General features: G+C 44.2%; 14 protein-coding genes. 13 read left to right on the forward strand and 1 reads right to left on the reverse strand.

Going from position 1 to position 15054, the window contains the following annotated elements; genetic code table 11:
- Positions 1–367: 367 nt before the first annotated feature.
- The 12 genes from ABH008_RS09405 (at position 368) to gspD (ending at position 12458) form a co-directional block, all read left to right on the forward strand.
- Positions 368–1474, forward strand: a complete 1107-nt coding sequence (locus ABH008_RS09405; RefSeq protein ID WP_347989596.1) for a GNAT family N-acetyltransferase/peptidase C39 family protein — start codon at positions 368–370, stop codon at positions 1472–1474.
- A gap of 220 nt (positions 1475–1694) precedes the next feature.
- Positions 1695–3401 (forward strand): type II secretion system ATPase GspE, encoded by a 1707-nt coding sequence (gspE, locus tag ABH008_RS09410; protein ID WP_347989597.1) that lies wholly within the window; start codon positions 1695–1697, stop codon positions 3399–3401.
- 60 nt (positions 3402–3461) lie between these two features.
- On the forward strand, positions 3462–4679 hold the full coding sequence (locus tag ABH008_RS09415; RefSeq protein WP_347989598.1) for a type II secretion system F family protein: 1218 nt from the start codon (positions 3462–3464) through the stop codon (positions 4677–4679).
- Positions 4680–4697: 18 nt separating this feature from the next.
- Positions 4698–5123 carry a type II secretion system major pseudopilin GspG gene (gene gspG, locus ABH008_RS09420; RefSeq protein WP_347989599.1) on the forward strand — a complete coding sequence of 142 codons (426 nt, stop codon included), beginning with the start codon at positions 4698–4700 and terminating at the stop codon, positions 5121–5123.
- A gap of 6 nt (positions 5124–5129) precedes the next feature.
- Complete coding sequence (locus ABH008_RS09425) at positions 5130–5597, forward strand: GspH/FimT family pseudopilin (RefSeq protein WP_347989600.1); 468 nt, start codon at positions 5130–5132, stop codon at positions 5595–5597.
- Entirely contained in the window at positions 5581–6045 is a 465-nt protein-coding gene (locus tag ABH008_RS09430) for a prepilin-type N-terminal cleavage/methylation domain-containing protein (protein ID WP_347989601.1), read from the forward strand. Before ABH008_RS09425 ends, ABH008_RS09430 begins: the two co-directional genes overlap by 17 nt.
- Positions 6046–6056: 11 nt before the next feature.
- Entirely contained in the window at positions 6057–6710 is a 654-nt protein-coding gene (locus ABH008_RS09435) for a prepilin-type N-terminal cleavage/methylation domain-containing protein (protein WP_347989602.1), read from the forward strand.
- Between the two features lie 117 nt (positions 6711–6827).
- Positions 6828–7793 (forward strand): type II secretion system protein GspK, encoded by a 966-nt coding sequence (locus ABH008_RS09440; RefSeq protein ID WP_347989603.1) that lies wholly within the window; start codon positions 6828–6830, stop codon positions 7791–7793.
- Positions 7771–8937, forward strand: coding sequence for a PilN domain-containing protein (locus ABH008_RS09445; RefSeq protein WP_347989604.1), 1167 nt, complete (start codon positions 7771–7773; stop codon positions 8935–8937). The genes ABH008_RS09440 and ABH008_RS09445 overlap by 23 nt, the downstream gene beginning before the upstream one ends.
- Positions 8934–9524 (forward strand): type II secretion system protein GspM, encoded by a 591-nt coding sequence (gspM, locus tag ABH008_RS09450; protein ID WP_347989605.1) that lies wholly within the window; start codon positions 8934–8936, stop codon positions 9522–9524. Before ABH008_RS09445 ends, gspM begins: the two co-directional genes overlap by 4 nt.
- Entirely contained in the window at positions 9521–10135 is a 615-nt protein-coding gene (locus tag ABH008_RS09455; protein WP_347989606.1) for a hypothetical protein, read from the forward strand. The genes gspM and ABH008_RS09455 overlap by 4 nt, the downstream gene beginning before the upstream one ends.
- Complete coding sequence (gene gspD / locus ABH008_RS09460; RefSeq protein WP_347989607.1) at positions 10122–12458, forward strand: type II secretion system secretin GspD; 2337 nt, start codon at positions 10122–10124, stop codon at positions 12456–12458. Before ABH008_RS09455 ends, gspD begins: the two co-directional genes overlap by 14 nt.
- A 282-nt stretch (positions 12459–12740) precedes the next feature.
- Here gspD and ABH008_RS09465 read toward each other — a convergent pair whose 3' ends face one another.
- Complete coding sequence (locus tag ABH008_RS09465) at positions 12741–13988, reverse strand: hypothetical protein (RefSeq protein WP_347989608.1); 1248 nt, start codon at positions 13986–13988, stop codon at positions 12741–12743.
- Between the two features lie 257 nt (positions 13989–14245).
- Between ABH008_RS09465 and ABH008_RS09470 the strand changes: the two genes are divergently transcribed.
- A complete protein-coding gene (locus ABH008_RS09470) occupies positions 14246–15007 on the forward strand; it encodes an SDR family oxidoreductase (RefSeq protein ID WP_347989609.1) in 762 nt (253 codons plus the stop codon).
- The last annotated feature ends 47 nt before the right edge of the window (positions 15008–15054 follow it).

Raw genomic sequence — 15054 nt, forward strand, 5'->3', positions numbered from 1 at the left:
ACACTGGGCTCAGTTTCCACATTACAACATTTGGAAAAATTTAGTCTTATTAACTTAATTTTTAAGTTCAGCCGAGAAAACACAGAGATCATATCTTTCAATCAAAATTAGTTTGTGAAAATCAGTGAGCATAAAATCGCTTATTCAAACTGGGTGGTTGTCAGCGTGCAATGCTGCGAGTAAAGTAGCCCAGTAAGTAACGAGTCGGCGTGATTTTTGATAATTAAAATCAATGGGCTATAGGATGTATTGAACAAAGCGAAGCGCATCTGTCGCGATAGCAGCCCCTAAATACCTAAGTAGTTACACAAATAGTATTAAAGACAATACCGACTATGATAATCCCAGTAATGATATTTACGTTATTATGAATTTTTTGATACGTCCTGCCCAGCCCGGCGATCTCGGTAGTCTGGTCGCTTTGGAAAATGCTTGTTTTAACAGCGATAGACTAAGCCGGCGTAGTTTCAAGCATTGGTTAAGCAATACGCATTGTGCTTTGCTGGTGGCAGAAGCACAGCAAGTTCTGGCCGCCTATATTTTGATTATTCATCATCCCGGTACTCGCTTGGCGCGCATTTATTCGCTGGCCGTTCTGCCACAACAGCGCGGGCAGGGCATAGCCAAAGCGTTGTTAAAAGCGGGGGAGCAGGCTGCCAATGCCGATGGCCGTTTATATTTACGCTTAGAAGTTAGCGTGGATAACACTGCGGCCATCAAGCTCTATGAAGCGCTGGGTTTTCAGAATTTTGGCTTGTATCGAGATTATTATCAGGATCATAAAGATGCTTTGCGCTATCAGAAGCGCATACGCTCATATCATGATAAACCGCAGCATCGCAGTGTGCATTGGTTAAGACAAACCACACCGTTTACCTGTGGGCCCGCCGCATTAATGATGGCTATGCATGCACTTAATAAACAGTATTTGCCCTCACAGGAAGAAGAAATCAATATATGGCGCGAGGCAACCACTATTTTTATGACCTCCGGGCACGGCGGTTGTCATCCGCTGGGTTTGGCGCTGGCAGCAAAACGCCGACATTTTTCGGTGGAAGTATGGATTAATCAGACGGGTACCTTATTTATAGATGGCGTGCGTAACGAATCCAAAAAACAAGTTGTAGAATTGGTAGATAACGGATTTAAACGCCAAGTGCAAGAGCAGGGTATTCCCGTCCACTATACCCCCATCAGCCAGGATGAATTGATTGCAGCCTTTAATTCCGGTGCTATTCCGTTAATTTTAATTAGCACCTATGCCATGGATCGTAAAAAAGCACCGCATTGGGTAGTGATGAGCGGTTTTGACGATGATTGTTTATACATGCACGATTCCGATCCAGACGAGGAACGCCAAAATGATTTGGATTGTCAATATATCCCCATTGCCAAAGAAGATTTGGAGCGTATGTCCTGTTTTGGCAAAAACCGCTTACGAACCGCGGTAATTATTCGCGCCACCGCCGATTAGACTTTATGCCTGCTCTGGTTAAGAAGGGGTAAATTATTTTTTTCAAGTGATTGTTTTATAGACTTATATTTTTAATATAATCCCGTTTTACGCACTGGCTGATAAATTTGTTCTTCAAACGAACTATGTTCATTCCGCTCGGTCATAGGTTTTTCGGTGACGTTTTGATAGAATTTAAACAACAGCACGCAGTCTCATTTTTTAGGTATAAAAAGCAAACATGGAAATTGTCGATAATTCTGAAAAATATACCGAGTTTTTGCAGTTGTTGAAAAATAACGGCAAGCTGTCGGATAACGATTTAGCTAAAGTCAAACGTATGCAGAAAACGGCCATGGACGACACCTTGCCGCAACTACTCATCAAATTGGGATTGTGTTCCGATGCCGATGTCGCACAAACCTTTGCCAATGTGTGCGATGTTCCGCAAATTCGTACCGAACAATTCCCACCGCAATCGCCTTTTTCCGACCTCATCCCGCAACGTTTTCTCAAATATCACCATATAGCGGGATATGAAGAAAGCGAAACAGCCATTAAAATCGCAGCCATGGACCCGCTGGATGAATATGTGTTTCAAGTATTGCGCTTGGCGACCGGCAAACAAATTCTGGTATCTATCGGACAACTGTCCGAGATTGATAATGCACTAGAAATACAATATGGCGAAGGCAAATCAACCATGGATAAGCTGGTTGATAATCTCAGTGTCGAAGAAGTGGGTACCGAAGATTTAGAGCATCTAAAAGACTTGGCCAGTGAAGCGCCCATTATCAAAATGGTAAACTTTATTCTGCAAAAAGCCGTAGAAAGCCGGGCATCTGACGTACATATCGAACCGTTTGAACAAAGCCTAAAAGTGCGCCTACGCATTGATGGTGTGCTACAAGAGATCGATTCTCCACCGGTAGCGTCAACTGCAGCGGTACTCTCTCGAATAAAAATCATGGCAAAATTAAATATAGCCGAGCGGCGCTTGCCGCAAGATGGACGTATAAAATTGCAAATGATAGGCAAGGAATTGGATTTGCGGGTATCCACCATCCCCACTATGTATGGTGAAAGCGTAGTTATCCGTTTGCTCGATAAAGAAAACGCTGTTTTAGATTTTGCTGCCCTAGGCTTTTCCGGCAAAATGGCCCAGCAATTTATGGAAGTGCTGGCGCAACCGCATGGCATTATTTTAATTACCGGGCCAACCGGTAGCGGTAAATCCACCAGTCTGTATGCCGCTCTTAAACAGCTTAACACCTCGGCGCGCAAAATCATTACGGTTGAAGATCCGGTCGAATATCAAATGGAAGGTATTAATCAGATTCAGGCCAAGCCACAAATCGGCTTAACCTTTGCCTCGGCATTACGTTCTATCGTGCGTCAAGATCCCGATGTCATCATGATCGGCGAAATGCGTGATTTGGAAACAGCAAAAATTGCGGTGCAATCGGCACTTACCGGTCACTTAGTATTATCTACCTTACATACCAACGACGCCGCCGCAGGTGTCACGCGCTTACTAGACATGGGCCTGGAAGAGTATTTGCTCAGTTCAACCATTAACGGCATTCTCGCACAGCGCTTGGTTCGCAAACTCTGTCCGCTGTGCAAACAAAGCCATGCGGCTTCAGACGCCTTGATCGAGCAAATGCAACTCAGACGCTGGCAACCAACTGGCGAAATCAAAGTATTTACGCCTGTTGGCTGTCCAAGTTGTAATAATATCGGTTATAAAGGTCGGATGGCGATTATTGAATTTTTAAGCATGTCAGATGCCATTCGCAAACAAATCATGAAGCACGAAGAAGCGTTTGTTATTCAACAAACAGCTATTCAGGAAGGCATGCAAACCATGTATGAAGACGGGGTGGGTAAAGCGTTACTGGGCGGCACCACTCTGGAAGAGGTGCTAAGGGTAACCACAGAATCCTGAGTCAGTGTAGACTGCTCAGTACACCTTAATTCATACCCTTTAAATCCGATAAACTAAATCATGCCATTATTTTCCTATAAAGTAGTCAATAATCAAGGGCTTGCCGAAGAAGGTGTGCGTGATGCCAGCGACGAAGCCACGTTGCTGCTGGATTTGCAAAATCAGGGTTTGATACCGATCCGTGTGCAACTGGCTAAAGATAAAACTTTTCTGGGTTTTAAGCTAAAATCCGCCTCACAGCGCTTATCACAAAAAGAAATTGGCATGTTTACTGGCGAGCTGGCAACCCTGTTGGAATCGGGCTTGCCACTGGATCGCTCCCTGATGATTTTAATGCAATTAACCGAAGAGAATATCAAGCTGAATAAAATGGTGGCTGAAGTTCTGGAAATGGTTAAAGCCGGTAAATCACTGGCCGATGCATTGCAAGGGCGGAGCGGGGTATTTTCCAAATTTTATTTAAATCTGATTCGTGCAGGGGAAATGGGCGGTAATCTGGGCGGCGTATTACAACGTCTGGCCGATTATCTGGAACGCACGCAAGAATTAAAAGATACCGTCAGTACAGCACTTATCTATCCAGCCATTTTGCTGGTAATGTCACTGGCGTCACTGTTTGTGATGCTGACTTTTGTAGTGCCACAATTTAAAGAAATGTTTGAAAGCGCTGGAAAAAATCTGCCGGTACCCACACAGATTGTGGTGGGCATGGCCGAGTTTTTACAAAGCTATTGGTGGGTGCTGCTGTTAATCGTTATCACAGCCGTACAATTTATGAAGACACAGTTGGCCAATCCCGTTACTCGAAAAGTTTGGGACGAACGGTTTTTAAAAGCCCCCTTGTTTGGCGATATTATCCTGAATATGGAAATTGCCAATTTTAGTCGTACATTTGGAACATTATTGGGTAACGGCGTGTCAATTCTTAACTCCTTAACCATCGTTAGGGAAACTGTCACCAATAGTGTGCTGGCCGAATTACTGGAAAGCGCAGAAGGGCAATTAAAACAAGGTAAAACCATGTCGGAATCCTTAACCCAGCAAAATATGTTTCCGCGTCTGGCAGTACAAATGATTAAAATGGGCGAAGAAACCGGGCGTCTGGAAGAAATGTTGATGCGTATTGCTGTTATCTACGATAAACAATTACGCACCACCATTCAACGCATGTTAGCTTTGCTAGAGCCAGCGCTAATAATTTCGCTGGGTTTGATGATAGGTGGCATTATTGTGTCTATTTTGCTGGCTATTTTAAGTGTTAACGATCTTGCAGTATAAATCTTTAGAGGAATGATTATGAAATTCGGGTTACCGCGTAACGCAGGTTTTACGTTACTTGAACTTTTGGTGGTTTTGGGCATTATAGCCATGCTGGCGGGTATCGTTGGCCCAGCAGTAATGAAGCATATGGGCGATTCTAAAACCAAAGCGGCTAAGGTTCAGATAGAAGATCTGTCTTCTGCGCTGGATATGTATAAACTGGACGAGGGTCGTTACCCCTCTCAGCAACAAGGTTTACAAGCGTTAATCGAAAAACCTTCCGATGCCAGACGCTGGAATGGGCCTTACTTGCGCAAAGAAAAAGTGCCAGAAGATCCATGGAGACAAGACTATCATTATGTGTTTCCAGGTCAGCATGGTAAGTTCGATCTATTTAGTTACGGTGCCGACGAAAAAGAAGGCGGTACTGGCGAAGACCAGGATATCAATAGCTGGGATTAATGGCTAGTGAAACCCCAGCAAGGTTTTACATTACTGGAACTCATTATTGTATTGGTCATCAGTGTGTTGGGCTTTGCCGCACTGGGTACCAATATCTCTTCGGGTAATCAGACAACCAAAATACAGGCAACTGCCCGCGATATTGCGTCTGCTTTACGTTATGCGCATGGGCAGGCTTTAATGACGCGCATACCAGCGAGTGTGACTATCAGTCTGGATGATAACAGTTACCGCATCAATGATCGCGATAAAGTGTACCGTTTTCCGGGGGAGATAGAAGTGTCCGTCACTGTCGCTCAAGAAGAGTTTTCAGCAAGTAGCAATGGTGGTGAAGGTGGCGAAGGCAGTATCCGTTTTTTTTCAGACGGTTCCTCGACCGGTGGGCGCGTAATTTTAAAATGGGGTAAACAAATACGGAGACTGGATGTGAATTGGATAACAGGTGAGGTTAAGATCAGTGATACGCCAGCCTAAAGGATTTTCTTTACTGGAGATATTGGTCGCCTTTTCCATTATGGCGGTTGCCATCACTATCGTATTGCGGATTTTTGGCTCTGGGGTTAACAATGCCATTATTTCCGAAGAATATAACATTGCCGTGCAAATTGCAGAGTCCATAATGGCCCGAACCGGGGTGGAAGCACCAATGAATATTGGCGAAACCTCTGGCGTAGAAGGCTATAAATATCACTGGCTGGTTTCTGTCAATGTGGTTGGGCAGAATAATGCCAATAACCAGCAGTCTGCAAAGACGCCCAGTGGGCAAAGGGCACAAACCGGACAATTAGCAGGGCAAACAGGCGGACAACCGGGACAGGCAGAGCAGCAGACTACGTTGTTTGCCGTCAAGGTGCTTGTCATTTGGGGCGATGAGGGCAGTAATGCACGCAGTGTTGAATTACGCACCTTAAAATTAGGTTAAGAGCAAAAGACGTGATTAATCAGCCGCATAAAGGATTTACCCTGATCGAAATGCTCATTGCCATGACCCTGTTGGGTGTGATGGTAGTATTACTGTTCAGTAGCCTTAAAATTGCAGCCAATAGCTGGAATGTGGGCGAAGACAAAGTGGTCGCTGTTAATAAAAAAGCGGTGGTGTATCAGTTTTTTAGGCAACATTTAACCAGCATTTTACCAGTGGTTCAGACCACGCAACCCGAATTATTGGGCGATGCTACCCCGCAACCATCCTTTATTGGGCAAGCACAAGCCATGCGTTTTGTCGGTGCATTACCCGTCAGCTCGGCACGTAAAGGCTTGCAGATTTTTCAGATCGCCGCCAATACTGACGATGCCTCAAAATTAATGGTAGCCTTGTCACCATTTATCGGTGGAGACAATGCGCAAGCAGATAAAGAAGTTCTGGTAGATCATGTTAAATCATACAAGTTTGCCTATTTCGGCAATATCGATCAGATCGGTCCAGGTGGCTGGATGAATGAATGGTCTGCCGATAAATTGCCTAAACTGATTAAGGTGAGTATTTTGTTGGATGATGATAGCTATTGGCCAGATATGGTGTTTCAGCTCAAAATCGATGGGCAGATTGGAAACAGTCAGCTTCACTCCATTGGTAATCCAGATTAACGTATGTTGATAATGGCTGACAGCTCAATAATTTTGCCTGTAAGCAATGCGTGCAGTTTTTTATATGCAGAGTTGTTTTACCCCAAACACCTGCTTAACCGCACTAAACACTAGCCTATGCACGCCATTAATAAATCAAATCAGGGGTTTGCGTTAGTAGTGGTTATCTGGATACTAACCCTGCTCAGCTTAATGGCGGGAAGCTTTGCGCTGAGTATGCGGCGTGATAGTAGTGTCAGTGTGGCTTTGAAAAAAAATGCAGAGGCAATGGCTGCCGCTGAAAGTGGTATGGAATTAGCTGTTTTTATGATGCAAAATCCAGACCCCGAACAACGATGGTTGACTGATGGTTCTGTCTATCAAATTTTGCGCGCCGATGGCTCACAAATCAGAATTAAAGTCAGTTCTGAAGCCGGTAAAATCGATATCAATGCCGCCAATGAAAAACTTTTGTCAGCTGTGATAAAATCAGTAACGAATGATCTTTGGGCTGAACAAAAGCTATTAAATAGTATTCTTGATTGGCGCGATGCAGATGACGAACCTCGACCTCAGGGTGCCGAAAAAAAACAGTACGATGAGGCAGGCTTGCCTTATAAACCGACCAATAGTCCGCTACAATCGTTAGAAGAACTACAAATGATAATAGGAATAACCCCAGAAATTTACAATGCCATACAACCGTTGTTAACTGTTTACTCTGGACAAAGCGATGTCAATATAAACGAGGCTACCCCAGAAGTATTACAGATACTGCGTAGTGTAGAATCGGGTCAAACGCAACAGATACCCACAGGCTCTCAGCAAACACCTACTACTTCAAATTCTACTTCTACAACGAATACCAATAATACGGCTGCCAGCACTCCTAATAGTATTTATGCTATTGGTGTTGACGTAGTAATGGAAGATAATGCATCTGCCTCATTGCAAGCTATAATTAAATTACAGACTCAAGATGCAACGCAAGCTGCTCAACAAGTATTGGCATGGAAACAGAATCAGTTGCTTCCTTCGTTATTTGCTAATGGCACGGAATCCCAGTTAATAACCATTCAAAATGAATTTACAATCAACAATTGATTTAGACATTAAAGGCTTTTATCGGTGGTGGCTTAAGGAGCTTGCGTTCCTGGTACCCAAAAAAGTCAAACAATTAATCAGCGACAGAACGGGTAGTTTAATTTTTACTGCCGGTAATGACGGCTTTACAGTGTGTTTTCTGCGCGAAGATAACCCGCAGCATAAAGTATTTGAGGTCAAAATTGAGGATAATGCAGCATATCAAAATCTGCTAAATCAATATGCCGATATCGACAAAGCCGATTTTATTCTGCGTTTGAGCGATGCACAGGCCATGGCAAAGTTTGTGTATTTGCCGGAAGCCGCGCAGGAAAATCTACAACAGGTGGTGGGTTTTGAACTTGACCGCTATACACCCTTTAAAAGAGAACAGGTGTATTACACGGCTGTTTCCCTGGGCAAAACCGGTTTTGGGCAAATTCAAGTGTTACTGGTGTTAACGCCGCAAGCCATACTGGACGATTTACTCGCGCAACTCAATAGCTGGGGTGTACAACCGGGCCGAATAGAATTTGCATCCATACAAAGCACGTATCCGCAAACAGAGGGTGTCTATAATCTGTTGCCAGAACGATACCAACCCAGCTCAAACCCGTTTGAAAAATCCATACATTGGCTATTAAATGGGGTAATGCTGATATTGTTGATAGCGGTCATGGTGTATCCTGTCTGGCAAGAACAGCAGGCGGTGGATTATCTAAAAGCACAAATCAAAGCATTGGAAAAAGACACGCGTCTGGTTGATCAGCAACAATTAGAAATTGATGCCCAGCGCGATGAAACGCAAAAACTGATCAGCATTAAAACGCAAACGCCCGAATTGGTGCCGGTGTTAAATGAGTTGACGCATTTATTAAAGAACGATACCTGGTTGAGTAATTTGCAATACTCAGAAAAGCATATGCAAATTACCGGGCAGTCACCTTCCGCCTCATCCTTGATCGGGGTATTGGAAGCCTCGCCGTATTTCAGTAAAGTCAGTTTTGTGTCACCGCTGACGCAAGATAAAGTAACCGGATTTGAGCGTTTTCAGATTAGTATGGATGTTAGCTCTGGGGTAGAAGCCAATGCAGCACCTACCAGCTCAGGAGCGGCAGGGAACGAGTCGTCCAAATCTTTTTCCTTACCTGAGGATCAGCCATGAATCTGGTGCGCTATCATAAATGGTTAGCCGTTGGCTTATTAGTGATGTTACTCACTACGATATTTTTAGTGTTGATTTTGCCCTTAATCAGCAGTGGTTTAGAGTATCGGGATCAAAAAACGGATTTGTTGTTTCGCTTACAACGCCAGCAAAAAATTGCCGCACGTAAAGACAGCGTGGCGCAAAATCTGGAAACCATCAAAAACCAATTTCAAGAACAGGGCTATTTTAGTAACCGTTCAACTGAAGCATTGGCTTCAGCTGACTTACAAGAAATTGCAAAAACCGCCGTCACCGATGCCGGCGGACAATTAACCAGTACCCAGGGATTGCCTGGAAAAATGGAAAACGGTTTTAATCGCGTGGCTGTGCGGGTGCGCATGACAGCCAATACCGAAACCTTGCGTAACGTATTACATACTTTTGCAATTTCGGTGCCTATTTTAATTGTTGATCAACTCGACATTACCCCCATACGTGGTAATGGTCGCAGTCGGCCAGTAGGCAACAAAAATGACGCCAATTCTAACTCCCAACTCAATGTGAGTTTTCAGGTGGTCAGTTTTATGCGGAGTGCAGCACCATGAACCTGAAACTGCTTAAAGTTCAAGCCTTGCTCAGTGCCTTATTCTGTTTAATTCTGGCTGCAGAATGGGGCTATGCCGAATACAGTAACCGCGAATTACAACAGCAACTGAAAGCAGAGGCAGCCGATACGGCCAGTATTGCCGAACTACCCAGCATAGTGAATCTTAAAACCGCGGCAACAGAATTTAACGAAGTGGTGGAACGGCCCTTATTTATAGAAGGTCGTAAACCCATCGTCGAAGTACCCGCCGAAAACGCGCAGCAGGCAGAAATCAGTCAAATAGACGATTGGTCATTGATTGGCATCTACCATAAAGATAATCAACCCGTGGCTCTGTTTTCCAAAAAAACCGAAGCAAAAAAATATCTTAAAATTAAAGTCGGACAATTAATTTCCGGTTGTGTGCTTAACGATATTCAGCCTGATCGGGTTATTTTGCAGCAAGCAGGACAACAGAAAACCGTGTTATTAAGAAAGCCACGCGCAGAACCACCGGCTGTACCGGGTGGCAAACCCGCGTCAAGGCCTCCGCCGCCGCCCAAACAACCCAAAAACCTTGTGCCACCGCCTAATATTAATCCTGAGAATGCAAACGATGAAAAGAATTAAATTACCCCTGTTGACACTGGCGTTGTCGATGGCTGGTTGCGAATTCATTGGTCCGCAGATGCAAACAAAATTGCCGCTGCCACAATTAGCTCCTGCCCAAGAAGACACTGTTATCCTGCCGCAGGATACCAAACTGGATGACAGCAAGAAAACCACAAAGGTCGAGGTTTTTCCGGCAACTGACGCTAATAATCAAGTTGGACATTCTTTCTCTACAGATGTAGATAAATCGGGTGAAGTTAACCGGGAAGCAAAAGGGGGAAAAGGCGAATACAGTTTAAATTTTGATGATGCCGATCTGGGCGAGGTGGCCAAAGTCATACTCAGCGACATACTCGGTAAAAACTATACGCTTAGTCCGCAAGTCACTGGCAAAGTCACCTTGCAAACCACTAAGCCCTTAACCAAAGAAGAATTATTACCGGCACTCGATATGTTGTTGAGTGTCAATAATGCCGCAATGGTTAATCAAAACGGCTTGTACGTCATTAAACCGTCGACTGAAGCCTTGTACAGTACCACCATGAATGGTATGGGCGGTGCTGGTTATCAATTACGTGTCATCCCCATTAGAAATGTGGCTGCCAATGAAATTGCCGAAATTATAAAACCGCTATTGCCTGAAAAGTCCTTGCTGCAAGTGGATGATAAAAGAAATATTCTGTTAGTGGCAGGTTCCGGCTCAGAGTTAAAACGGGTACTGGAATTAATCAATATTTTTGATGTAGATGTCATGAAAGGCAATTCCTTTGCCTTAATCACCCCTGCACATGCCGATGCTGGTGTCATCATTGATGAACTGGAGCAGATCTTTAATAACGCCACCCCCACAAAACCCAGCTCTGGCGGTAAAAAAGAAAAAGAAAAAGACAAAGAAGGTGGTGCGGCATCTGCCGGCGGCGCAGCCAGCCCCAGCGGCAGCTTTTATCGCTTCATTGAAATTGATCGTTTAAATGCAATTTTGGCAGTCACACACCGTCCACAGGATTTAACCGAAATTGAAACCTGGGTAAGGCGTCTGGATAAAACCAATAGCGAAGGTAAAGGCGGCGTAAATGTCTACCGCGTACAACACCATCCAGCCATGGCATTAGCAAATACCTTAAATGTTATTTTCGGTAACCGCCAGCAAAATACACAAACCTCTATCGCATCCGGACGTTCATCCATGTCAGGAAGCAACAGCAGCGGCATGCTGGGTAGTAATTCCAGTGGTATCGGTGGCAGCAACAGCTTGCAGTCTGGCTCTTCCAGTGGAGGATTGTCAGGTTCAAGTAGCGGCATGTCAGGTGGCCTGGGTAGTTTCGGTTCCAGTAGTAGTATGGGTAACAACAATACTTTGGGCGGCATTAGTTCCGGTGGCGGTGGTATCAGTGGTGGACAACAGGCTTTGTTACCCAATGTAAAAATTATTGCCGACGAAAGTAATAATGCCCTGATTATTGTCGGCAATGCCCAGGAATATGCCACAGTGTCCAAGGTCTTAAAACAGCTGGATGTTTTACCCATGCAGGTGTTAATCGATGCGACTATTGCCGAAGTTAAATTAACTAATGATTTACAATACGGTATAGAATGGTTTTTAACACACGGTCATAATACCGCTAGTGGCGGTAGTGGCGCTGAAGCCACCACTACAGCGATTACTACCTTGGCCAGTGGCGTTGCCACAGGTGGTTTTTCTTATATCTTTAATTCCAAAAATATCATGGCTGTGTTACAGGCACAAGCCACCTATAACAATGTCAACGTCATTTCTTCGCCGTCTTTAATGGTGTTAAACAATGGTGAAGCCACTATTTTGGTGGGTGATTCAGTGCCGATACAAACTGGTACGGTAACCAGTTCCATTGGCGGTAGTAGTACCACCAACTCTTATACCGATACTGGTGTTAGCTTGGGCATTAAACCAAGAGTAAATGCCAATGGTCTGGTATTAATGGATATTATGCAGAGCGTCAACGCGGCCAATTCCACCAATACCTCAACCATCAATTCCCCCACTATCTCCAAACGGCAAATTCAGACCAATGTTGCCGTACAAAGTGGTGAAACTGTGGTGCTGGGGGGCATGATTCAAGAAACCAATACCAATAATACCGATGGCGTGCCATGGTTGCACGAAATCCCTTATCTAGGTTCGCTGTTTGGCGGCACCACCCGCGATAAAGTAAAGTCTGAACTGGTTATTTTATTAACACCGCGCGTTATGAAAAGTCGTCAGGATGCTCAGGATGTGACCGAAGAGTTTAAACGTAAACTGACCGGCATATACGACGACAGACGCATCCCTGCTATGATGCCAGAAACCACGCAACAATAAGTAGGGAGCTTAAACACTCTTTGCAGACTGTAAGGCTGTGCCAGCCAAAAGCTGGTTCAGCCTTACCATCAGGCCAAGATAACGGGATTAGTTCGTCGGTGGGGTTGCGCTTTTTGCAACCCAACTAAAATTAAACAGCAACTATCCGTCGTTGTTTTTATAATTTTAAATCAATTTGTAGTAGGTGCTGAACCCAGTGAAGCGAATCTAATTAGATTGATACGACGCCACCACACTCTCAGTACAGTATAAAAACTCGAATAGTGACAAATTATAGATTGATTAATCAACCGTTTCAGTCCATCGGCAGCGCTCATTAACTATCTGCGCGGTTTTTTCATTGCCAATACCCTTGGCTATCAAAGCAATTACCCGATCATCGGTGTCATAACCTATGTGTGCCTCCATTGGGTTTGCTAATTTGCCCAGTCCAAAAGCATCGTAGACTTTGGCCACGTTAATATTAATATTGGTCACATTTAAACAAAGTCTTGAATCCAGATATTTAGATACAAAATCAGGCGGTATAGCATAACTCAGCAAATCATTGGGATCACTGAATGCAATTATTGACGTTTTAGCCAGCATGCGCTCTGCGTATTTTTCACCATCCGCCTTGCAATAGGTTTGGTGTTGATTGCTGATGGCAGGCAGGCTGCGACCCAGTTGTAACATGGGTAACTGGTTAGACATCATGTAGATAGGTATTTCTTTGTTTTTCATAGCCTGAGCAATACCGGTATCATAAAGTGCTGTTTCATTTTTATCCTGCATGGCCGCCACGCGTTGTAAACCATCAATGGTGATACGGCTACCCAAACTATGCGAAACAAAGGCATAGCTGTCGTTGTAAAACTGGCTAATATTTCTGGGTGGACAGGTTTTGTGTACTTCGTTGGGTAAAGTGTTCCAGTCGTCAGTAATCATCCAGCAAAATGCCTGGGCAAAGCCACCCAGTATATCTTCACGACTCTCACCCAAATAAATAATGGGATCTGGTCCGGTGTCATTGGAAAATTTTTTCAGCAGATTATTGACTTCAGCGCGTCGAAAAGATTGTTCGCCAGAATTATCATAGGCCAATATCGATTTTTCTTTAGCAGTAATTTCTGACCAAGTGTATTCATAAAATAACAATTCCTGGCTTTTATCTTTGCTCAGATAACGTGTGATACGCAGATTGCCCAATTCTTTGTCAGGGTGATGCGGTTCTGCTAATTTGATATTTTTGTCATCGGTAGAGGTAACAGGTAAATCCAGCTCTTTGGCCAGTTTTTCCAAAAATTGTGTAGAATAGCCGGGCAAATGATTACCTACTCCGTGTACCATTAATACTTTCATTTTTCGCCCTGCCACTTCCAGTTGCGGTTTTAACCCTCGAAAATTATTACCGGTTATTTCGCACAGCCGAATGTCCTGCTCATCCTGTTTTTCCAGAATGGCTTCAGTAATGCCTCTACCAAAACTGGCGCAACCACTTACCAATACCAGTGTTGCTAACAATAGCCATTTGCCGTTGAATATTTTCATGAGTTTCATAAACCGAATAAGCGGATAGATCGTATATTATTAAGGATAGCTATTATAACGCGCTAGATTGATTACCTAAGTCGAATATTCTGCTCTACACTAGCCTGCAAGTCTTGGTAAGCAAGCAGCCAGTTTTCGGCTGGATTTTGCTAAACTACTCAGTAAGGTGCTGGTTAATAACAGCCAAATTTACAATAGACTAGTCTGAAAAGTCGCCTTTTAACCACATTATTTTACACCACCAACAAGGAGATTTTATGCCTAACAATTTTAAACGCATAGCCATCGTTACGGGCGCTACATCCGGAATAGGTGAGGCGACAGCTCGAAAATTTGTCGCAGCTGAATATGGTGTAATCGGTACAGGACGCAATGCTCAAAAACTGGAACAATTGCAACAGGAGTTGGGGCTTGCTTTTCGTGGTATTGCGGGTGATGCTAGCGACGAACAGTTGTTGGATAGTTTGTTTACAGCAGCTCAAACACACTTTGGAAAAACGCCTGATATTGTGGTGGCTAATGCCGGGCGTGGTTTGGGCGGTTCCGTTAAAGATGCTGATTTGGAAGCATTTACAGAAGTGCTTAAAATCAATGTGTCTGGCACGCTGGCTCTATTACAAAAAGCGGCCAGACAGATGCTGGTCAGTCACGCACCACTCTATCCTAAGGCCACTGCCGATATTATTATCGTGGGTTCGGTAGTGGGCCGGAATGTGTCACCGTTTAGTGCCGTTTACGGTGCCAGCAAGTTTGCGGTACATGGCTTAGCGGAAGGCTTGCGCCGAGAATTAGGGCCGCAGGGTATACGCGTATCGCTGGTAGAACCGGGACTGGTCATCAGTGGTTTTCAGGCAGAAGCAGGGTATAGCGATGAAATGGTGCAAAATTTTAAAGATAAATTTGGACCCTTACTCATTAGCGAAGAAGTTGCCGAAGCCATTTATTTTATGGTGAGCCAAAAGCCGCATGTGCATATTAGCGATATTGTGGTGCGGCCCACGCGTCAGGATTATCCTTAGTTTAAGAGGCTGGGTTAACTCGCCTAATCGTAATCTAGAAATCTAAA

Origin of the sequence: Methylomonas sp. AM2-LC, from assembly GCF_039904985.1 — a bacterium.
In the GTDB taxonomy this organism is placed as follows: Bacteria; Pseudomonadota; Gammaproteobacteria; order Methylococcales; family Methylomonadaceae; genus Methylomonas.

What these genes read in the sequence shown, in the direction of transcription:
- ABH008_RS09405 (WP_347989596.1), top strand. Translation starts at nt 368, where the DNA reads ATGAATTTTTTGATACGTCCTGCCCAGCCCGGCGATCTCGGTAGTCTG.
- gspE (WP_347989597.1), top strand. Translation starts at nt 1,695, where the DNA reads ATGGAAATTGTCGATAATTCTGAAAAATATACCGAGTTTTTGCAGTTG.
- ABH008_RS09415 (WP_347989598.1), top strand. Translation starts at nt 3,462, where the DNA reads ATGCCATTATTTTCCTATAAAGTAGTCAATAATCAAGGGCTTGCCGAA.
- gspG (WP_347989599.1), top strand. Translation starts at nt 4,698, where the DNA reads ATGAAATTCGGGTTACCGCGTAACGCAGGTTTTACGTTACTTGAACTT.
- ABH008_RS09440 (WP_347989603.1), top strand. Translation starts at nt 6,828, where the DNA reads ATGCACGCCATTAATAAATCAAATCAGGGGTTTGCGTTAGTAGTGGTT.
- ABH008_RS09445 (WP_347989604.1), top strand. Translation starts at nt 7,771, where the DNA reads ATGAATTTACAATCAACAATTGATTTAGACATTAAAGGCTTTTATCGG.
- gspM (WP_347989605.1), top strand. Translation starts at nt 8,934, where the DNA reads ATGAATCTGGTGCGCTATCATAAATGGTTAGCCGTTGGCTTATTAGTG.
- ABH008_RS09455 (WP_347989606.1), top strand. Translation starts at nt 9,521, where the DNA reads ATGAACCTGAAACTGCTTAAAGTTCAAGCCTTGCTCAGTGCCTTATTC.
- gspD (WP_347989607.1), top strand. Translation starts at nt 10,122, where the DNA reads ATGAAAAGAATTAAATTACCCCTGTTGACACTGGCGTTGTCGATGGCT.
- ABH008_RS09465 (WP_347989608.1), bottom strand. Translation starts at nt 13,988, where the DNA reads ATGAAAATATTCAACGGCAAATGGCTATTGTTAGCAACACTGGTATTG.
- ABH008_RS09470 (WP_347989609.1), top strand. Translation starts at nt 14,246, where the DNA reads ATGCCTAACAATTTTAAACGCATAGCCATCGTTACGGGCGCTACATCC.